The organism is Sediminispirochaeta bajacaliforniensis DSM 16054 (genome assembly GCF_000378205.1).
In the GTDB taxonomy this organism is placed as follows: domain Bacteria; phylum Spirochaetota; class Spirochaetia; order DSM-16054; family Sediminispirochaetaceae; genus Sediminispirochaeta; species Sediminispirochaeta bajacaliforniensis.
On sequence record NZ_KB899411.1, the window covers coordinates 198,648 to 219,015 of the forward strand.

The following is a 20,368-nucleotide window of genomic DNA, read 5'->3' on the forward strand; positions in this document are numbered from 1 at the left end:
CAAGTATTTTACCAGCAAAATGGCATGCGTACCACCAGGATTCCGGACACTATATAAGTATTTGGTAAACCGAACAAATCCTGATACAATTGGATGGGGAAAAATCATGCCTTCTTGTTTCGAATGGAGCGTCAAAACGATGAAATCGTACGGGAAACTGATACTTTTCTTGGCCGCCATACTTTTGGCCGTAACAGCCTGTTCTTCGGATAAAAGAGAAACACTGTTAGATCCGGATAGGCCTATTACGGTAACCTTATGGCACTACTACAACGGCAATATGAAAGTGGTCTTTGACAGCCTCGTTTCAGAATTCAATGAAACAATAGGTATGGATCGTGGAATCGTCGTGGATGCCCAAAGCCAGGGCGATGTTAATCAGCTGGGAGCCGCTGTTTTTGATGCAGCCAATAGATCTATCGGTGCCCCTCCCATGCCGGATATCTTTGCCTCCTATCCCGACAATGCCTTTCGGGTCAATCAAATTGTTCCGCTTGTGAATCTTGAACAATATTTCTCACAGGAGGAGTTAAGCAAATACAGAAGGGAGTTCCTTGACGAGGGCCGATTCATTACCGACAACAAATACTACATTCTCCCCATAGCAAAGTCATCTGAAAACCTTTACGTCAACCGAACGGCCTGGGCACCCTTTGCAAAAGCCCACGGCTTTACTGAAAAGGATCTCTCAAGCTGGGAAGGTCTCGTCAAGGTATCGAAAACCTACTACGAAGCCACGGGCAAGGGTTTTTTCGGGGTGGATTCGAACGCGAACTACATGATAGTCGCAAGTATGCAGCTGGGTACTGAACTGTTCAACTATTCTCAAGATGGAACAGCGAGTTTCAATCTTACCCCGAAGGTTGCCAAAGCGATTTGGAACTATTTTTATACTCCCTATGTGTATGGATACTTTGACAAATCAGGACGCTTCAGTTCCGACGATGCCAAAACCGGGACTGTATTGGCCTACACAGGATCAACTGCGGGGGCCGCATACTTTCCGACAGAGGTGGCGTTCAGTGACAAAGATGTACAGAAGATAGAGCCTCTTGTGCTGCCCTACCCCTGCTTTGAGAACGGAAAACGCATTGCGATTCAGCAAGGGGCCGGTATGTGCATCACGAAAAGTGACGACGCCCATGTGTACGCAGCCACCCTGTTTTTGAAATGGTTTACCCAGGCACCTCAAAATCTGAAATTCGCTCTATCCACAGGATACTTCCCCGTCACCAATGAGGCCCTGGATGGAGGGAATTTCATCAAGGAAGCTGCCGTGGGAAATGGTTCCTCTGCAGCGATAGAGGCCTCGTTCATGGCAAGCGATGCTATGTTCAGCACCTATACCCTCTATAACAGCAAACCATTCAGGGGAAGCTTCGAAATAAGGGATTTTCTGGAGAAGACGCTTATTGCAAAAATTTCAGCCGACCTGGACAGCGTAAAAAGGGCGATGAAAGGGAATGGGGACAAGGCTGCGCTGCTTGCCCGATTAACCTCTGAAGAGGCCTTCAATACCTGGTATACAGAAATTCAAGGGCAGGCACATCTCCTCCTTCAGCAAAAATAGGGATGACTACCGGTGAAGGGAATACGGTCGAAGAAAGGCTCCATTGTCCACAAGATAACTCGATTAATTCTCGGAATTATCGTCCTTCAAACCCTGCTTTTCAGTGGGATACTGATCGTGGGAGGCGTGATCTACCAGGCCGAGAAAAATGCCTATCAGGCCTTTCACGATAAGGTCAACAGCAGAAAGGCCTACCTCCAAAGTGAGATGAAAAATAGCTGGACCAACTATGATCCCTATATAGGTAATATCCGTAAATTGCTTTCGGCACATGGATCCGACACAAAAAGCTTCTTCAGGGAAGCTGTCACGCAGATGATTCCAATGCTCAGGGCGACTCAGGCAACCGGGGTATTTATCATCATTAAACCTAATGAGAATGGAAACAAAGGATTTCCCGCCGTGTATCTCCGAGACTACGACCCCATGATGAACCCCTACAGTAATGATGATATCTATATGGTGTGCGGGTCACCGGAGCTGGCCGAAGTACTTATGATCCCCATGGATCAGACATGGCAGTACCGATTTCACCCGACAGAGGGCTCCGACCTTTTTATCAATAAACCCTATGAAGCGGCCACCGTGGCGAGTACTGCAACACTTCTCGGGTATTGGAGCAAGCCCTTTACCCTGAACGAACACGATATCCCGATCATCACCTACTCTATTCCCTTATTTGATAATTCCGGAAAACTACGCGGCGTCGTCGGGACCGAACTTACGTTGAACCATCTGGCAAAATTTTTTCCCGCCCAGGAGCTTCAACCCCGTGACTCATTGGGATATTTCATTGCTTCAAGCGACGAAAAGAACGAGGAAAAGGTCCCCCTCATCATGGGCGGAGCATTGCAAAGACGATTTATCAGGGAAACAGAACCGCTGAAGCTTTCGATAGTCGACGAAGAGGAGCATATTTATACGATAGAAAATCATGCAGGTAAAGAAAGCCTGTATGCCGCCGTCGAAGAACTGGGGCTCTACAAATTTAATACCCCGTTTGAAAACGAACATTGGTATCTGATCGGTATCATGCGCAAAGATTACCTTCTCAGTTATGCCAATCGTATCCGTCAGATCATCTTCATCTCTCTCCTTTTGTCCATTGTGATTGGTACGGTGGGGGGAGCCCTGATCAGTTTCCAAATGACAAAACCTATTGTTGTACTTGCCAGGCAGGTCAGGGATATCGATCTCCAGCATGAACTCCAATTTATGCCGACAGGTCTTCAGGAGCTTGATGAACTTTCGCGTTCTGTCGAAATTACCAATCATCGAATGCTGGAATCGGCCTCACGTCTTACAAAAATCATCGAGATGCTTGGACTTCCCATAGGTGCTTTCGAGATGAATCCGGCTATGGGTAAAGTTTTTGTTACGGAATACTTCTGGGATATCATCAGCATCGATAAAAAGGAAGCACCGCTGTATGAAAATCAACAAATGTTCACAGAGCTACTTGATCACCTATTCTCAAAACCCGATAGCACGGAAACCGATGTATATGCGATTGGAGAAACCCCCACACGCTGGATCCGTTACAAAGAATCGAGAAATAATGGCATCATCGTCGGGGTTGTCATGGATGTCACAGGTGAGATACAGGAAAAGAAGCAGATTCAGCGGGAAAGGGATCATGATCCACTCACCTCACTGTTAAACAGAAAAGGCTTTCAATGGGAGTTCGAAAGATGGCGAGAAACCTCTTCCGGTTCCATAGCGGCGCTTGTCATGTTTGATTTGGACAATCTCAAACAGGTCAACGACAATTTCGGGCACAAATGGGGCGACCAATACATAGTCACGGCAGTGGAGCAACTTAAGGGGATCGCCCCGAAAGAAAACCAGATTCTCGGACGACGCTCCGGTGATGAGTTTATCCTTCTGCTTCACGGATTCGAAAGCGAAGAGAGGATCCGCCGCTGTATGGAATCCTTCTATGAAGGGCTGTCGGCGAGGCTCGTAGCATTCCCCAACGGAAAATCAGCACCTGTTTCGATTTCCGCCGGACTGATGTGGGTCAAATCGGAACAGTTCTCCTATGACGAACTGCTTCATTTCGCCGATGAAGCCCTCTACATAGCAAAAGGCACGAAGAAAGGTACCTATATCGAAAACACAACCTTTCCCGGGAGCGACAGGAATGTCATAGCATAGAACGCAAGTAAAAACTTATTCCCTTGCAAGCTCCAGGATGGCCTTTACATCCGACTCCGTCAACTTGACGAAATTCCCAACGCCGGTACTTCGTTCCTGAAAGGTTTTTGCGGCAAGCTCGCCGAAACGATCGGAGGGTATTCCCAACTCCTTGAGGCTAACCGGCAAGCCAATAGATGAAAAGAAGGCTTTTAGTCTCCCAATCCCCTCCAAGGCAGTTCGTTCCGGATCATCGAAGCGCTCGTCCACATTCCAGACCCGTACGGCAAACTGAACGAATCGCTTGAGGTCATGCTTGTACACGTGCTTCATCCATGCGGGCTGAATAACAGCAAGCCCTGCGCCATGGGTAACATCGTACATTCCGGAAAGCTCATGCTCGATCTGATGCGATCCCCAATCGCCGACGCGACCGGTGCTCAAAAGATCATTGTGTGCAATAGTGGAGGCCCACATGATCTCGGCCCTGGCATCGTAATCTTCGGGATGCTGGATAACAAGCGGGGCATTTTCAATAACGGTTTTGAGGGTCGCCTCACAGAGCCTGTCGGTAAGATCCACCTTGGTGGTATTGGTAAAATAACGCTCCATGATATGGGACATGATATCGGAGATACCGCTTGCACTTTGATAGGGAGGCAGGGAAAAGGTAAGTTCGGGATTCATCACGGCAAAGCGGGGGCGGAAGAGATCGTTTCCCAGGCCCCGCTTGTACCATCCATCTTCGTTGGTCAGAACACAGCTGCGGGATGCCTCGCTTCCGGCGGCAGGGATGGTAAGAACAACGCCTATCGGAAGACAGACCTTTGGAGTCCCCTTGCCGAGAAAGAAGTCCCACACGTCGTGTTCCGTATCCGGAACCCCTGCGGCAATTCCCTTGGCCGAATCAATAACGCTTCCTCCGCCAATTGCCAGGATAAGATCAACAGAACGCTTCCGACAAAGTTCAATTCCTTCGCGCACCAAAGAAAGGCGGGGATTGGGAGCCACCCCGCCGAGCTCAACATATTCAAGACCTTCGGCAGTAAGCGAACTCACCACCCTATCAAACAATCCCGACGTTTTTATCCGATCGCTTCCATAATGGATCAACACCCTCTTAGCATATTGAGCTGCAGTTTTTCCTACCGCTCTATCTGTTCCCCGGCCGAAAATAATCCTGGTAGGGCTTATAAATTCAAAATTTTCCATAGCGTAAACACCTCTTTTGTTTTACTTGATCCTCAGTATAGCGTTTTTTCGATCTTCTTGTCACAAGGGCAGAGTCGTCCAATGCGTTCCTCATTGTCACTGTGAGCTGCAAACACAATTCCGTCCCTCTTTTTTTGCCCAATAAAGCCTATTGTCGGCCTTTCGGAAAAAAGATTTAGGGTCAGTATTGGGCTGTTCGGCCTCTGCCAGCCCAATACTGATGGTAACGGTGATCTCCGCTGATTCCCAGAGGAAAGGGGTATCGGCGACAACGGCTCGCAAACGCTCTGCAGCGATTTCCCCCTGCTCAAGGGTGATTCCGGGCATGACAACAGCAAACTCTTCGCCTCCGGTGCGGAAAAAGATATCTATGTCCCGAATCTGCCCGGCAATTCTGGAACTAAGCTCCCGGAGTACAAAATCACCAGCAGGATGCCCCCAGGTATCATTGATTACTTTAAAGAGATCGATATCGAAAAGCAGCAAGCTAATCGGCGTACCGTAACGCTGATAATGCTGCAACTCCTGAGAGAGTACACTGACAAAATGTCTCCGGTTATATATGCCGGTCAGCTCGTCTTTCAACGATAATTCAAAAAGCCGGGATTCCGTTTTTTTTCTAAGGGTAATATCGGTAAAGGAAAGAAGCAGGGAATCGGAGATAGTGTTCAACGAAACCTGAACGTAGATAATGGTTCCGTTGTCAGTGGTACAGGTAAGGTCACGATCTTCCGGCAGATGTGATGCCAAAAAAAACGTAAACTGGGCCTCCATTGCCGGATCAGGACATAATGTCGCGGTAAAGGAAGAGGGAGAAGAAAAACGATCCAGAGAATACCCAAAAAGTGTCGTAAATGCAGCATTGACATACGAGACGGAGAGGTGCGGTGTCAGAACAGCGAGAGCTGCAGGTGTCAGTTCCAAAAGTTTTCGATATTTAATTTCGCTTGCTTTCAAAGCGGCGGTACGTTCATGGATCAACGCTTCCAGATTCTGCTGATGTTCTCTGAGCGCCGCTTCCGCCTTGTCACGTTCCCGAAAGGTCTTTTCCAGCTCCGAACGGATAAGGGTTATTGAGTCGAAGACCGGCAGAAGTGGATGCCGATAATGAAGGGCCACTTCTCCAGTCTGTTTTCCACTCTTCCAGTCGATACTTTCGAGATAGCCGAGAAGTTCCTTATTATAGCGAGCCGTTTTAGTATGCAGAAAAGCGAAGGGATCAAGCTTGTCAGGAGGCAGGGAACCCGTCTCCACATAAAACGACGCCACTTTTACAGCCTCGTGATAGGTTCTGCAAATACGTATCCCGGTTTTAAGAAATCCCAAGGCCCTGCCAAGCCGTATGCTAAGTTCCTGACTCCAACTGCAATTACAGAAAACAACGAGTTTAAGTTGCTTGTTATTAACAATAAAATCCATGAAAAGCTTGCGTGCCTGGAGGGTTCCGTCCCGATAGCGGCGCCAATCATGAATGAGGATAAAGGGCCCGTCCGAGGGAATATACTTATCGGCGATTCTTTTACCAAATGCAAGAGAGGCACGCTCGGTCTCTTCAGTTGTGAAGCCGTTGCCACGGACGAGTAAGGTATATGTTCCAAGAATAGCATAGGAACAGGAAAAATCAGAAGAAAACGTGACATGTTCCCATTCACTTTTTTGAAAAAAAACAAGATCGGCAGATATCACCTTATGTCATCCTGCATGCATCAAGCATACTAAAAAGATACTACAGCGACAATAAGATAGCCTACTCTGGAAAAGAAGGAAACGTCACTTATCTTTTAGAAGCCACCTCTTCATAGACGGGGTGGCTTCTATATTTCTATATTTCGATGATATACATGACCTAAAGCTTCTGCAGATACGAAGCCGCACTTTCGGCAGCACTCTTTCCGGAAAAGAATGAAAAAGTACTGGCACAACCGGTATCCTTGAAATTGTAGTCATCGCCGTAGAACCCTCCGGCATCCGCACCGATGCAATAGAGGCCGGGAATGACTGCATGTTTTGTGCTGACTACTTCCATCTTTTCATTCACCTCTACCCCGCCGATGGTGGTAAGCATGCCGCCGACTGTTTTGCAGGCATAGTAGGGGCCATCTCCAAACGCGATCAAGCGACTTGGGTCCTTTGAAAACATGGTGTCGACGCCTGCCGCACAGTAGCCGTTGTACTCCTTGATTGTCGCCAACAGGGCATCCGTGGGAACAGCCATCTGCTGTGCCAATGCTTCCCAGCTATCGGCTTTACAGATCAGGCCCTTGCTTGCGGCAAGGGCCAAAGCATCCTGCAAACCGACAGCAGGTTTATTGGTGGAAGGGGTAAAACAGGTACCATTTATGGTATTGTGGTGTTCCATAAAGCTTACCATGGACTGGTCCAAAAGACTCCAGTAATAGCCGTCGGGTTGGCTGCATACCTTGGTAAATCCGCCGGTCTCATCGGAAAAACGAACTCCGGTTGCGTTTACCCAAAGATAGGGCTGGTAAGCCGCACGATGGACCAGGGAATCGATGGCACAGCCCGGTACGGTATTGAGGCTATGAGCTATATAACCTGTTCCCTGTTTCGCCGCGCCGACGGCCCAGCACATCCGGATGCCTTCTCCCATGCGTCCGCCGGTACCGCCTGCCGCCCGATTGCCTCCAGAAGTAGAGGCTTCGGCCATGGCGTGGCTGACGTAGCGTTCCAACATTTCCTTATTGTCACAATAACCGCCGGTTGCGATGATCACACTTCCGGCATGTACCGTAATGGTATCTCCAGCAAGATTTTCGGCGACAATACCGACTGCCTTGCCGTCTTTCATGGTGATGCTTTTTCCCGTCGTATTCAGCAGCGTGGTAACACCAAGTTCATTACACCGTCGCTGCATGGTCAGAGCAACCCCGGGGCCCTCACCTTCGAACATCAGCCATGTGGAGCTCCCCGGACCACGAAAAGAGTCCAAGGCCATGATCGGTTTATTCCCCTGTTTTATCATCCAATTGATGGTCTTGCCCACATTGTTCATGAAGGCCCGTACGATACGCCCGTTGCAACGATTACGATTATAGCTCATGTGATAGACATACCCTTCCTCCGCGCTCTGGTTGTCTGTGCGGTTGAATGTCTCTTCCACAACGGAATCGTTGGAGTAGTGGGCCTCTGTCCCGAAAAGGCCTCCGCCTACGGCACTCTTTTTCTCTATCAGCACCACCTTCAAACCAAGCTCTGCCGCACGAACGGCGGCGGTAAGGCCGGAACCTCCTGCACCAACAACGACAAGATCAGCATCATAGCTCGCCTCTCCCGTGGATACGGCAGTGCCTGCTTTGGTGCAATCCCTTGTAAAACTGTTTTTGTCTCCACCAGCCTGGAGGATACAATCCTTCACCCCATTGATGATGCCCTTACAGGCAAGGGTACATCCGGTAATGGTATCCACATGTACGCTGTTGTTCTCCACAATCGTGGCGGGCATAAAATTAATAGCAGGAGCCGCAATCCATGAGGTCTCTTTGTTCTCGAGGACCTCGCAGCCGGTGATGACACCATTCTCAAAGGTGGTACTTACCTTGATAAAATCATTTCGCCCTGAACCGATGCCTTCGTAGGTTCCATCCTTTACCTGTGCAGCGGAGGAAACCGCCGTCGTACCCGATTGTTTTACTCCGCTCTCTGTGCTCTTATTGCCGCATGCCGCAAAGGTCAGCAATAGGGACATCAGAAAGGCTGAGCCAACTATGTGCATTATCGTTTTCATAACGTTGGTACTTCCCTTACGTAAAAATCTTATTTCTTCAACCAGCGCTGGATATCCCGAACCGCAAGGCGAGCACTGGTAACGGAAAAACCGCTTGCGGCCCCATTTGCTATACGCATATCGTAGGTATCACCATACAATCCGCCCGCATCAAGTCCTATCGCATAAAGACCAGGAACGACGTTTCCATCGCTATTTATCACCTGCAGCCCTTCCGTGACTTTCGAACCGCCGACGGTTGCGTACATTCCAAGAACAACCCTGACCGCATAGAAGGGAGCCTCTTTGATAGAAAAAAGAGCCTTTTTCTCCATGTAAAACTCTGGGTCCTGCCCCTGGGCCGCATAGCCATTCATGTCGACCACACTCTTTTTCAGGTTCTCAAGAGGCATACCGGTCTGTTTGGAAAGTCCTTCAAGGCTGTCGGCAGAAAACATCCAGTCATTTTTCTCGGCAAGAGCCTTATCGAGCCCCTCCTGCAACTTAGGGAGTTTTCTTGGTATGCCGAAGCCGAAACGCTGCCCCTTTTCGATGAACTCGTCTACGGTTTTCTGATCAAACACGACAAAGGCAGTTCCCCCGACCTGCTCCGTTGCATTGGATCGGTATTCGATGGGAAGCCTCTCGTTCATAAAGCGCCTCCCCTGGCGGGAGAGCGTCAATAGCCCCTCGTTGTAGACTGCCCCTAAGATATCAGGGTACTTGGTATCCGGGCCCATTTGCTGGCTTATCGGAATCGGCATAACAAGGCCGGCCCCAAGTACCGCACTCATGTTGATAAGATCGGCATGAACCTGGGAAAGCATCTTGAGTCCATCGCCTTCCCGTCCTCCGGCACCTACATTCAGATAACCGGGATACCGCAGGTACTTCTCCTTGAGGGCCTGATTGCTCGAAAAGCCGCCGGTCGCCAAAATGACCGCCCGGGCCTCGACAGATAGCCTTCCTCCATCCTTTTTCACCGCAGATACACCGCAAACCTTACCATCCCTGATGATGAGGGCCTTTCCGGGGGTCTCATAGAGGATTGTACCGTTGGGACTTTCTTCGATTCGCTCAGTAAGGTTTTTCACCGCCAGGCGGCCTGCCTTTCCTCCATCGAAAAGGTGCCATGCGACATTGCCGTCCGGCGGGTTCGCCGTAATGACACCCCGGAATTTCACTCCTCTGTCCATCAGCCATGTGATCGAATCACCGGCATTATTGTAAAAAGCCTTCAAAAGGGAGGCATTGGGCAGCCAGTGGTGAAAATCCATCGACTCCTTGAACAGGGTTTCCACCGAAAGATCCACACCGGCCTCTTTCTGAATCGGACTGTTCACACCGAATACACCTTCCACATAGGTGAATCCGCCACCGGTGTATGACAATTTCTCAAGAAGGACAACATCATACCCGGCCTCTATCGCCGCATTGGCAGCAACCAACCCGGCTCCCCCTGCCCCCACGACAACAACATCGCAGCTCACTTTTTCTTCGGGGAGTGTACCATTGCCGGTGGCCTCGTGACCCTTTCCTTGCAGCTTTTCAGGATCGCCTCCGGCCTGGCGCACGGCATCTGCAACTGCCGCAATGACGGCATTGCCGGCCACCGTTGCACCGGAAACCCCGTCCACATCAAGGCTTTGAGTCTTGACGATCTCTTCAGGGATCGTCGAAAACACCTTATCGGCGATCCCTTCCGTTTCACTATGGCTGACAACCTTTATAGCATCTATCTTTGATTCACTACATGTCACCTCTACCCGAACAGGGCCGTTGTGTCCTTGAGCCTCGGCAGTATAGGTTCCGGGCTTATAGTTTAGGGCTTCAAGTTCCTTTGTGCATGATTGCAGCATCAACAGGCTGATGATTGTTACAACCACGAAAAAAACACTTCTCACGCTTCTTTTCATGACTCCTCCGATATAGCACTACCTGCCGGTACGGCAGGTTTGAGAGATAGCATAGAGTTTCAAGCCGCTTGAAGGTCAAGGAGATACTTATTTTTTTATGGGAACTGAAAAGAGATAGAGGTAACGAGGTTTTTCGGACTGATAATCAAGAGAGAGGAATCTGCCGAGGATGGGACCGGAAGCACGCACATGATTGGAAGACAAACGCCTTCTCAGCACTTCCAGCTCACATTCCATGACCTTTTCTGCGCTGCTTATCATCAGTGCGGTAAAGAGACATTCGCAAGGGGAAAAAAATATAACGGGCGGGTTACCCTTTTCTCCAAGAGGCTCCCCCAGGTCCTGTGTGATGGAGAATCCCCAATCCCCCTTAGCCCCTTCACCATGGGCAGTATCTACGGCTTTCAGCAAGAGAGAATAATGGACCTGTGGCAGATATCGCATCCATCTTCTGACGACCCTTGTCACATCCTGCCGAATAGCAAGCTCTCCGCCGACAATGTTGGCAACCCTGTAGAGTCCCGGCCGCATCCCTATCTCCACACTCTCAAGAAGCCGCCTTGCACGGAGCAGTTCGGAACGGTAGGAGTCGATCTCCTTTTTGAGCATAGAGAGGCGTCCTATTTCTTCCTGCAAGTCATTGCTCTGACCGGCGAGCAGATCAAGGTTCGCTGCCGAATCATTGTGAGAAACCATGGGAGTCACCGTTTCAAGCGGTAATCCGAAACTCCTCAAAAGTCGGGCAATCAATAATCGGCAAGATTCCTCCGGAGTATAGACCCGATAGTTATTTTCACTGTCCTTAACGGGTTTGACTATTTCGTGGGTTTCATAGAATCGCAAGGTAGAGGCAGGTGTACCAATCAAATTGGATATGTCACCAATATGCAATTTATCAGCCATTGGTATAGTTGTCCCTCTTTTTTCGATCGAAGACGCAAAAGCAGGCCGCAACACAAAGAAGCGGCCTGCCTTGAACAATAGAGGAAAGCCTTTACTGCTTCGGAACGAAATCCGGCAGGCCCCCTGTTGCGGCATATTGGCCGGCAATATATCCGTGAGAGACACAATCCGCCACGGCGTTGGAGCCCAGACGGTTCGTACCGTGGACCCCGCCGACACATTCTCCGGCAGCGTAAAGCCCTGGTATCACGTGTCCCCAAATGTCCTGAACCTCGGTCTTCGGAGAAATCTTCAAACCACCCATGGTGTGGTGGACCGAAGGCCACTGTGGGATTGCATAATAGGGACCATATTCGATCTTCATCATGATACCCTTGTCAATGACCTTGCCGAAATCGGGATCATTGCCGTTCGCAACATAACCGTTATGCGTCTTGATGGTCTGGACCAGGTTCGTCGCCGGCATATTGACGTTTTGGTTCTTATAGGTATGGCTGTTGATGATCGCTGCAAGCTCTTCAAGGCTGTCGGCTTTGAAGATTCTTTCGGCCTCAATTCCGCCTTCAAGCTGCGACGCCGATATAAAGCCTCCCTCCTTGGCGATCTTTTCGCCAAAGATACAAAAAGTCGGAAAACTTCCCGTATCCTGGGCCGCCTTTGAGCAGACATCGCGCCGTTCTCCTTCATTTACATAGCGTTTACCGTTCGTATCAACATATACGACACCGGCACTGGGGCCGCTGAAGGGGATAACTGCATAACTATCAAGCACCCCGTTGTCGGGATTTGCAAAGGGATACAGCTGAATATAGCACATATGAAGGATATCCGCACCAACCTCCTGTGCCATTCGGATTCCTTCTCCGGTTGCACCTACATGGTTGGTAGTCGGAAGATCCTCGGTAAGAGTTGGTACATACTCGGAACGCATTGCCACATTTCCCGAAAAACCTCCGGTACAGAGAATCACGCCCTTTTTTGCTTCAACATTCTTGAGCCCGTCCTCGGTTTCAACTCGAATGCCGACAACCCTTCCGTCGCCTTTTGTATCACGATAAATCTGGACCATTTTGGTGTTGGTCATAACAGTTGCATCGGTTTTTGCAACGAGTTTCTTCTGTACCTGAACAATATCACTTCCCACACCATGAATAGTCGTATAGGTTCGGTAGCCATAGTGGCCTCCGGGCCTGGTGAGAGATTCACGAACCTTAAGTCCGTTATCAAGAAGCAGATTGAGATAAAAGGGGGATCCGTACACAAGGTTTTTGACAAGAGCGATATCACCCATATAATCTCCGCCCTTTATGGTGTCCTCGATATGCTTTTCAGCGGTATCGGGCGGGAGATTCAGCTTCTTCTGAAACTCGGATGCCAGATTACTGGTATAGGCGGCGTACACCCCCCCATTAATCTGAGAGTTACCGCCGACAAAGGGCATCTTGTCGATCAGAAGGGTTTTTGCGCCACTATCAGCAGCGCTGTGGGTTGCAGCGAGGCCCGCAAAGCCACCTCCGACGACAATAATATCATAGCTCATGTCCCAAGTACTTGGAATCGAAGGCGATCCCAACGCCGGTCGTTCCGACTCACCTTGCGCCGCAGCGACAGCCTGGCGGACATCGAAATCGGCTACATTTCCCCCCGCTTCTTCTATCGCCGCCTTTACGGCATCAAGGATACCATTACTTGTGTAGGAAGCTCCTGATACGGTATCTATCGCAATGCTCTGTTGCTCGACGATGTCTTTGGGCATCTTTTCGAGAGCAACATCGGAGACGCCCGCAGTTTCGGAATGCTTGAGGATTTCAACCTTGTCGATCCTCTCCTCCGAAAGCGTTACCTCCACGACCATCCCGTCGTGTACCCCTTTTACCGTTTCCGTATACACTCCGGGTTTCATCGGATGTATCGTCCGACCTTCCATTGTATCCGGCGAAACCGTTTTGGCCTCGTCGGAAGCTTGGCCGCAGGCGATGAGAAAAAGCGCCATACAGGCAACAAGCAGCAGAGAAAGCATTTTCTGGCCTTTCATCTTAGGCTCCTTTCGTATTGGCTACATCAAAGCACGAAAATGTGCAATTGATTAGTCGTTATCTGGAAAAATAATGGATCACGCAACAGATTTTGTCAATATTGATTTATCGATAAAAATTTATGATAATTTTAATCGTGAACAAATCACTCCGAATGGGAGTACCCAAGGCCCGCCAGATACTCCGACAAAGAATGCCGGGTATTGCCGACCCGGCCTGTGACCGTTTCGGAAGCGATCATGGAATTGAGGACCGCCTCCTCGATCGCTTCTACAGCAGCAAGGAACGGGGTGTCCAGATAGTCGTCATGCAGACAACGGCAATCGATATAGGCCCTTTCCGGAATATGAGGGATGGTATAGGCGGTGGAAAAAGCAACGACAATCTCCCCACTCCCCCCGGCGATAAAGGAGCCGCAGCGGGCCAGCCCCGCCTCCCCCCGCCGCGCCAGCCTAAGCAACTGACGACTGTCCAGAGGGGCATCGGTTGCAAGCAGGACAATGACCGAGCCCTGTTCCCGCTGCTCGGGGCGTCTCTTTGTTTCGGAAGACAGGATCGCCAGACGGCTGCCGACAGGATCTCCGCCGATCCGCAAATCAGGCAGGCGTCCATAGTTGGTCAGAACGAGGGCTCCAAGATTGATGGTCTTGCCATCGACGATAAAGGTTCTGGAGGCGGAGCCGATACCGCCTTTGAGTTCGTAACAACTCATTCCCCGGCCAGCGCCGACAGCCCCTTCCTGAAGGGTGCCACTTGCCGCGGCAGCCTCAACGGCTTGAAAGATATCCGCTTTTTTCAAAACGGGACGGCGAATGTCGTTGAGAAAACCATCGTTGCATTCGAGGACCAGCGGATTGACGGTGCCGGTGCTCCTGCCGATCTCGGGGTTTTCCCGAAGGGCATGTTCCACCAATCCCTGAAAAGCGGTCCCGACATTCAGCGTACTGGTAAGGATGATCGGGGTCTCGATATTGCCGAGCTCGTTAAGCTGGATAAGCCCGGCACTCTTCCCAAAACCGTTTATGACATGGCACGCGGCGGGGACCTTCTGGCGGAAGATATTCCCGCGATGTGGAAGAAGTGCCGTAACCCCCGTCTGAATGTCCCCCTCGCAGTAGGTAACGTGTCCAACACAAACCCCTCCGACATCGGCAATCGAGTTCAACGGCCCGGGCTGTAACCTGCCGGGACATAGTCCCCAGCTCCTGGCAAGCATACTCACCTCTTGTCCTCCTCGTAAAGTAAAGCAGCAGCTTCATAGTACGAAGAGGAACAGGAAGACACAAGCTACCGGCCGGTCGATACAATCATTTCATCAAGCCGTTTCAGGCTCTCCAGAAGGTATGAAACAAGCCCCTCACGGTCGATGTCCAGAAGAACCCGCGCATTCGGAGGCTGGGACGGAATTCTCCTGCGGTCGGCAAGGCTCATGCCGCGGGTAAGCTCTCCCCTGGTTTCTATGGCAACGTGGTAGTATGCGGATTCAAACAGATCGGGCTTCAGGATCCAGAGGGCGGCGCAAAGGTCGTGCAGGGCACTACCCTCGAAGCCGAATTGTCTGGAAGCGATGTTGTAGAAATCAAGCAGCTGGGCAAAAAACCGGGAAGAAGCTCCCCCTTGGTGAAGCGCTTCCCACTGCCGGGGATAGATCAGCGCCTTTTCGGTCACATCAAGGCCGCTCATGGTAATGGGAACCCCCGATGCAAAGACAAGGGCGGCCGCCTCGGGATCGACATAGAAGTTGAATTCGGCCGCCGGGGTGATATTTCCGTTGGAAAGTCCCCCGCCCATCATGGATATCTCTTCGATCCGTCCACCAAGCTCGGGGTAACGGGTAAGAAGCCCGGCAATATTGGTTAGCGGGCCTAAAGCAACGATGGAAACCTTTTCGGGGGAAGAAACAATGGTCTCACGCAGGAAAGAAAGGTAATCCACCTCAAGAGGCAAACGGGCTGGAGAAGGCAGATCGTGGCCATCCATTCCCGAACTGCCGTGGGCGTGTTCGCCCGTTTCAAGCTCCCGTTCCAGGGGTTTTGAGGCGCCCATGACGATCGGCACCCGGCTTTTCGTCAGTTCGGCAATCATGAGCATGTTTTTCGTGACCAATTCCAGGCTCTGATTCCCGGCAACGGTGGTGAACCCAAGGACCTTTACCAGTTCGGGATGGGCCATCAGGGTCATGATGGCAATCGCATCATCATGGCCGGGATCGGTATCGATGATGACAGGACGTACCTTACTCATCATGACCGCCCCTTCTTTTGCTCTCGGCTGCTTCGCCTCACCGCATAGAGGGCAAGTCCGATGATGGTGCCGAGATACGGGATGGTTTTTACCAACTCCGAGGGAAGATTGATGGTCTGCAGGGTGTTTGCAAGGGCATCGGCAAGGCCGAAGAAAGCGGCCGTTATGGTGGTGCGAACCACCAAACCGCCCCCCATTGCCTCGGCTGCCAGGGCGATCCATCCACGTCCGGCCGACATATCACGGGAAAACCAGGAGACATAGCCCATGGAGAGGAAGGCCCCGCCAAGCGCGGCAAAGAGCCCGCTCATCAAAAGCGCAGCAAAGCGGATCCTGAAAACATCGATGCCGACGGACTCGGCCGCATGGTGGTTTTCTCCCACGGCCCTGATCCAGAAGCCCAGAGGGGTGTGGTTCATCAGATACCAAAGCCCCACAACAGAAAGTATGCAGACGTAGGTCAACAGGTTATGCCCCGAAAGAATATCGCCGAGAACGGGGATGCGCGCAATAAGCGGCAATGTGATATCCGGCAGCACCTTGCTCGGCAGGGAAGAGGATGTCCCCTTCTCTCCTGTCAGGATGGAAAGGAGAAAGATGGTCCCTCCCGAGGCAAAGAGATTCAGAGCGATACCGCCGAGAATAACATCGGTTTTCATCTTGAGAGTAAACCAGGCAAGGATTGCCGAAAACAACACCCCTGAGAGGATGGCAAAGAAAAGGCCGAGGGCGGCACTCCCGGTATAGGCGCTTCCGATAACGCCGCCGAGGGCGGCGGTGAGCATAATACCCTCCAGTCCGATATTGACGATTCCCGCGCGATCCGAGATCAGTGCACCGAGAGCGGCAAAGACGATCGGAGTGCTTACCCGCAGGACCGAAAAGAGAAAACTTGATGAGAAAATGAGATGCCAAAACATACTATGCCAACGCCTTTTTCAGGATTCGTCGTTCTTCGAGACCATGGAGGAAACGGTCCGCCGAAATCAGGAGAATGATTACCGCCTGTACGATGGAAACCATTTCCGCAGGGACATCCGCCTGCCGGGCCATGATATCGGCACCGGTCCGGATATAGGCAAGAAAGAGGGCGGAGCCAAGCACCGGAAGGGGTTTGTTACGGGCCAGCATCGCCACCAGCGCCCCGTCGAATCCGAGCCCCGGCAGGGATGCCCAGCGAAATCGGTCGTACATGCCGAGAACCTCCACGCTTCCTCCCACCCCGGCAATGAAACCGGCAAGAAGATGGGCTATGATAATCATGCTGAAACTGGAAAAGCCGGAATACTCCACGAAGCGGTGGTTGAAGCCGAACATCCTGAGGAGGTAGCCGATACGATGGCGCCGGGAAAAAAGATAGACACCGGCGACAAAACAGAGGCAGATCACCAGGCCGAGGTGAATCCTGGTCCTCGGAATAATACGCGGAAGCAGTGCGGAGGGAGCCAGCTTTAACGAGGCTATTTCCGTCAGATCTTTGTCGCGTATAACGTTGTTAAGAAGATAAAGACCCACTCCCGCAAGAATGCTGTTCATCATAAGCGAGGATACCAGCTCGCTGGCGTTCCACTTTGCCCTGAGATAACCGGGCACAAGGGCAACGACCATTCCCATCACTGCTCCTGCGGCAATGGCAGCGCTTACATGCAGAAAGGGATTGGCAATGGGAACCAGTACGGCCACAAAGGCGGCGGTCAAACCCGAGAAATAGAAGATCCCCTCGGCTCCCAGGTTGAAAAGATTTGCCTGAAACAGAATGGCCGTCGAAAGTCCGGCAAAGATCAGGGGAATGGTGAGTTCTATGACATTTCCGAGATAGCGGACATTTTTCAGGGGACCGAAAAGAAAAAGTCCCATGGTGCGTAGCGGGTTCTTGCTTACCAGTGAGATGATGATGAAGGCAAGCAGGAGCGACAGGAGAATGGCTACCGCCAGACGGACCGTTTTAAAAAACCCCTCGTTCATGCCTCGTCTCCCTGTCGCTTTATTCCAAGCATATAAAAACCAAGCTCCTTTTCATCGAGATCGGAAATATCATCGAAACGTGCGGTAATCTCTCCATTAAAAAGGACAATCAAGCTTGTACAGAGATCAAGGAGTTCTCCCAGGTCCGCGGAAACCAGGAGCACCGCGGTCTGGTTTCGACTCATCTCGATAATTTTCCGGTGGATTTGTTCGGCGGAATTGATATCCACTCCCCGGGTCGGCTGATCGGCCACCAGGATGGAAGGATCGGAAGCACATTCCCGTGCGACAACCACCTTTTGGATATTTCCTCCCGAAAGCTGCCCTACACTGTCGGCAATTGAGGAACAGCGAATATCGTATTCCCCGACCAGTGTTCTGCTATCGTTTTCGATCTCCCGTTTGCGCAACCATGATCGGCGGGAAAAGCGTTTGTCGGAGAGGCGATTGGTTATGAGATTTTCCCATATGGCGCCGCCGGTGGCGCATCCGTTTCTCATACGGTCCTCGGGAATATAGGCAAGGCCGAGGGAGCGAACCTGGCCGATATTCCGGGGACGCAGCTCTTTTTCCCCATAGGAAAGAGAACCTTCCTGCAGTCTGCGCTGGCCGGTAATAAGCTCGATAAGTTCACGCTGACCATTGCCTTCAACACCCGCCACGCCAAGGATTTCCCCCTCACGTAACGAAAAGGAGAGCTTTCGAAGCACCGGCCGGCCGTTTGTATCCACAAGGCTCAGCGCCTCCGCACGCAAAGCCTGCCTGCCGGGGGAAACCCGTTTCCATTTTGTTCCCCCGCTCATGATCTTTCCGATCATCGCTTCGGAAATTTCCCGTTCATCGACCTGCGAGGTCAAAAACCTTCCGGCAACCTCCCCTTTTCTGATCACGGTGATCCTGTCGCTGATCTGTTTCACTTCCTTCAGCTTGTGTGAGATAAAAACAATGGTATGTCCCCGCTTTTTCAGCACAAGCAGCTGCTCAAAGAGTTCATCCGTCTCCTGAGGGGTAAGAACCGCGGTAGGTTCATCCAGGATCAAAATCCGTGCACCGCGGTAGAGGGCCTTGAGGATTTCAAGTTTCTGCATCATGGCTACACCGATATCCTCGACCCGGGCTTCGGGAGTAACCTTCAGTTCAAACTGTTCGGCAACCTCCCTGGTTTCCGCAATGGCTTTGCCCTTATCGAGCTTGGTATACCGGGAAGGTTCCATGCCCAGCACCAAATTCTCTGCAACGGTAAAGGATGGAACCAGCATGAAATGTTGATGCACCATTCCTATGCCGAGATCGATGGCATCCTGGGGGGAACGAATGTGCACTTCCTTTCCTTTCAGAAAGATCTTTCCCTCCGAAGGCTGTTCCATGCCGAAGATAATCTTCATGAGGGTGGACTTTCCCGCTCCATTTTCTCCACAGATCGCATGGATCTCACCCTCGTTAAGAGAAAATGAGATATTACGGTTGGCCACAACCCCCGGATACACCTTGGTGATCCCCTCTAAAACAAGTGCCGGTTCCATCGTTTTTTACCCGCTATCTCCGGGAAACACGCTCCCTGAGGGCGTTGATCTGTTCAGATTCCATGCCGAAGGCGGAAGAGACCTCAATCTGCCCTGCGACCAGTTCCTGGGTAACCGCTTCGACCCTGGCCTTCAACTCGTCGCTCATCACCGCATCGTAAAACTCATTCTTTGCAAGGCCGACGCCACCCTCTTTGACACCAAGAACCTCATGGGTGCCGAATGGAAGCTCCCCGGACAGGGCGAGAGAGACGGCCCGAAGTACGGATTGATCGATTCGCTTGATCGTCGAGGTAACAATGTGGGACGCCTTTTGAGGATCGCTCTCCCGGAAAAGCATGGCCTGATCGGAGTCGACTCCAATTGCATAGCCGTTTGCCGCCTTTGCTGCATCCATCAAGCCCAGGCCGGTACCGCCTGCCACATTGTAGATGATGTCGGCCCCGGCGTTGTACTGGACAAGTGAGAGCTCCTTTCCCTTGGCAGGATCATTAAAGTCTCCGGCATAGGAGATAAGCACCTGGATATCGGGATTGATGTTCAAAGCACCTTCGATATAGCCGACCAAAAAGTCGTTGATTCCCGGAATATCCATCCCCCCCAGAAAACCAATCGTCGCCTCATCATTGGAAAGGGGCAGATCGGAGGTGGTTACCAGAGCCGCCACCGTTCCGGCAAGAAAGCCGATGTCGTTAGTGGCGTAAAACATCGAATAGACATTATTCGGTGTTTCGACAATCGATGTATCGAAGTTGATAAACCTTTGGTCTGGGTACTGGGGCGCCACCTGATTGAGAAGCTCGGTCATCGAACTTCCGGTAATAATAATGTCCCAATCCCCGTCGATGGCGTCATACAAGGCCGGCTCCCATTTGGTGGAATCCACCCCGGCCTCAATAACCTTGGTCTCGGCGCCGAATTCCCGGGCAACCAAGTCCAGTCCCCTGTTCGCAGAATCAAAGAACGACTTATCCCCCAGATTACCTGGAATGATAAGAATGACCCGAAGGGTATCAGTATCGACAGGACCCTCGTTTTGTCCTCCGGCCCATCCGAAACACGCAACCATTACCGTAAGGATGAGCATGCTAAGACATCGTTTTTTCATGTGGTACCTCCAAGATACCTTCAGATTAAGG

General features: G+C 51.2%; 14 protein-coding genes. 2 read left to right on the forward strand and 12 right to left on the reverse strand.

The window, feature by feature from the left end:
- Positions 1-139 precede the first annotated feature (139 nt).
- Together F459_RS0107670 and F459_RS0107675 are read left to right on the forward strand one after the other, a co-directional pair.
- A complete protein-coding gene (locus tag F459_RS0107670; protein WP_020612147.1) occupies positions 140-1,570 on the forward strand; it encodes an extracellular solute-binding protein in 1,431 nt (476 codons plus the stop codon).
- 12 nt (positions 1,571-1,582) lie between these two features.
- The gene (locus F459_RS0107675) at positions 1,583-3,727 is read left to right on the forward strand and encodes a diguanylate cyclase domain-containing protein (protein ID WP_020612148.1); all 2,145 of its coding nucleotides are present in this window, start codon (positions 1,583-1,585) and stop codon (positions 3,725-3,727) included.
- Between the two features lie 15 nt (positions 3,728-3,742).
- Here the strand turns inward: F459_RS0107675 and F459_RS0107680 are convergent, their stop codons facing one another.
- The 12 genes from F459_RS0107680 to F459_RS0107735 all read right to left on the reverse strand — a co-directional run bounded on the left by F459_RS0107680 (position 3,743) and on the right by F459_RS0107735 (position 20,337).
- Complete coding sequence (locus tag F459_RS0107680; protein WP_020612149.1) at positions 3,743-4,918, reverse strand: iron-containing alcohol dehydrogenase; 1,176 nt, start codon at positions 4,916-4,918, stop codon at positions 3,743-3,745.
- Positions 4,919-5,014: 96 nt separating this feature from the next.
- A complete protein-coding gene (locus F459_RS0107685) occupies positions 5,015-6,604 on the reverse strand; it encodes a sensor domain-containing diguanylate cyclase (RefSeq protein WP_020612150.1) in 1,590 nt (529 codons plus the stop codon).
- Positions 6,605-6,764: 160 nt separating this feature from the next.
- Positions 6,765-8,663: an FAD-binding protein gene (locus F459_RS0107690; protein WP_020612151.1), complete on the reverse strand. Its 1,899-nt coding sequence runs from the start codon at positions 8,661-8,663 to the stop codon at positions 6,765-6,767.
- 29 nt (positions 8,664-8,692) lie between these two features.
- Positions 8,693-10,558, reverse strand: a complete 1,866-nt coding sequence (locus tag F459_RS0107695) for an FAD-dependent oxidoreductase (RefSeq protein WP_020612152.1) — start codon at positions 10,556-10,558, stop codon at positions 8,693-8,695.
- Positions 10,559-10,645: 87 nt separating this feature from the next.
- Positions 10,646-11,461: a helix-turn-helix domain-containing protein gene (locus tag F459_RS0107700; RefSeq protein WP_020612153.1), complete on the reverse strand. Its 816-nt coding sequence runs from the start codon at positions 11,459-11,461 to the stop codon at positions 10,646-10,648.
- 91 nt (positions 11,462-11,552) lie between these two features.
- Positions 11,553-13,496 carry a flavocytochrome c gene (locus tag F459_RS0107705; RefSeq protein WP_020612154.1) on the reverse strand — a complete coding sequence of 648 codons (1,944 nt, stop codon included), beginning with the start codon at positions 13,494-13,496 and terminating at the stop codon, positions 11,553-11,555.
- Between the two features lie 146 nt (positions 13,497-13,642).
- Positions 13,643-14,713: a DmpA family aminopeptidase gene (locus F459_RS0107710; RefSeq protein WP_020612155.1), complete on the reverse strand. Its 1,071-nt coding sequence runs from the start codon at positions 14,711-14,713 to the stop codon at positions 13,643-13,645.
- A 71-nt stretch (positions 14,714-14,784) separates the two neighbouring features.
- A complete protein-coding gene (locus tag F459_RS0107715; RefSeq protein ID WP_245540112.1) occupies positions 14,785-15,741 on the reverse strand; it encodes a nucleoside hydrolase in 957 nt (318 codons plus the stop codon).
- Positions 15,741-16,661 carry an ABC transporter permease gene (locus F459_RS0107720; RefSeq protein WP_020612157.1) on the reverse strand — a complete coding sequence of 307 codons (921 nt, stop codon included), beginning with the start codon at positions 16,659-16,661 and terminating at the stop codon, positions 15,741-15,743. The genes F459_RS0107715 and F459_RS0107720 overlap by 1 nt, the downstream gene beginning before the upstream one ends.
- A gap of 1 nt (position 16,662) precedes the next feature.
- A complete protein-coding gene (locus F459_RS0107725) occupies positions 16,663-17,706 on the reverse strand; it encodes an ABC transporter permease (protein ID WP_020612158.1) in 1,044 nt (347 codons plus the stop codon).
- Entirely contained in the window at positions 17,703-19,229 is a 1,527-nt protein-coding gene (locus F459_RS0107730; protein WP_020612159.1) for an ABC transporter ATP-binding protein, read from the reverse strand. The genes F459_RS0107725 and F459_RS0107730 overlap by 4 nt, the downstream gene beginning before the upstream one ends.
- Positions 19,230-19,242: 13 nt before the next feature.
- Complete coding sequence (locus F459_RS0107735) at positions 19,243-20,337, reverse strand: BMP family ABC transporter substrate-binding protein (protein ID WP_020612160.1); 1,095 nt, start codon at positions 20,335-20,337, stop codon at positions 19,243-19,245.
- Positions 20,338-20,368: the final 31 nt, after the last annotated feature.

Bases quoted from the DNA above. Each gene is read 5' to 3' on its own strand.
- F459_RS0107680 (WP_020612149.1), bottom strand. From the start codon at position 4,918: ATGGAAAATTTTGAATTTATAAGCCCTACCAGGATTATTTTCGGCCGG.
- F459_RS0107690 (WP_020612151.1), bottom strand. From the start codon at position 8,663: ATGAAAACGATAATGCACATAGTTGGCTCAGCCTTTCTGATGTCCCTA.
- F459_RS0107670 (WP_020612147.1), top strand. From the start codon at position 140: ATGAAATCGTACGGGAAACTGATACTTTTCTTGGCCGCCATACTTTTG.
- F459_RS0107720 (WP_020612157.1), bottom strand. From the start codon at position 16,661: ATGTTTTGGCATCTCATTTTCTCATCAAGTTTTCTCTTTTCGGTCCTG.
- F459_RS0107730 (WP_020612159.1), bottom strand. From the start codon at position 19,229: ATGGAACCGGCACTTGTTTTAGAGGGGATCACCAAGGTGTATCCGGGG.
- F459_RS0107700 (WP_020612153.1), bottom strand. From the start codon at position 11,461: ATGGCTGATAAATTGCATATTGGTGACATATCCAATTTGATTGGTACA.
- F459_RS0107725 (WP_020612158.1), bottom strand. From the start codon at position 17,706: ATGAACGAGGGGTTTTTTAAAACGGTCCGTCTGGCGGTAGCCATTCTC.
- F459_RS0107710 (WP_020612155.1), bottom strand. From the start codon at position 14,713: ATGCTTGCCAGGAGCTGGGGACTATGTCCCGGCAGGTTACAGCCCGGG.
- F459_RS0107695 (WP_020612152.1), bottom strand. From the start codon at position 10,558: ATGAAAAGAAGCGTGAGAAGTGTTTTTTTCGTGGTTGTAACAATCATC.
- F459_RS0107715 (WP_245540112.1), bottom strand. From the start codon at position 15,741: ATGAGTAAGGTACGTCCTGTCATCATCGATACCGATCCCGGCCATGAT.
- F459_RS0107735 (WP_020612160.1), bottom strand. From the start codon at position 20,337: ATGAAAAAACGATGTCTTAGCATGCTCATCCTTACGGTAATGGTTGCG.
- F459_RS0107705 (WP_020612154.1), bottom strand. From the start codon at position 13,496: ATGAAAGGCCAGAAAATGCTTTCTCTGCTGCTTGTTGCCTGTATGGCG.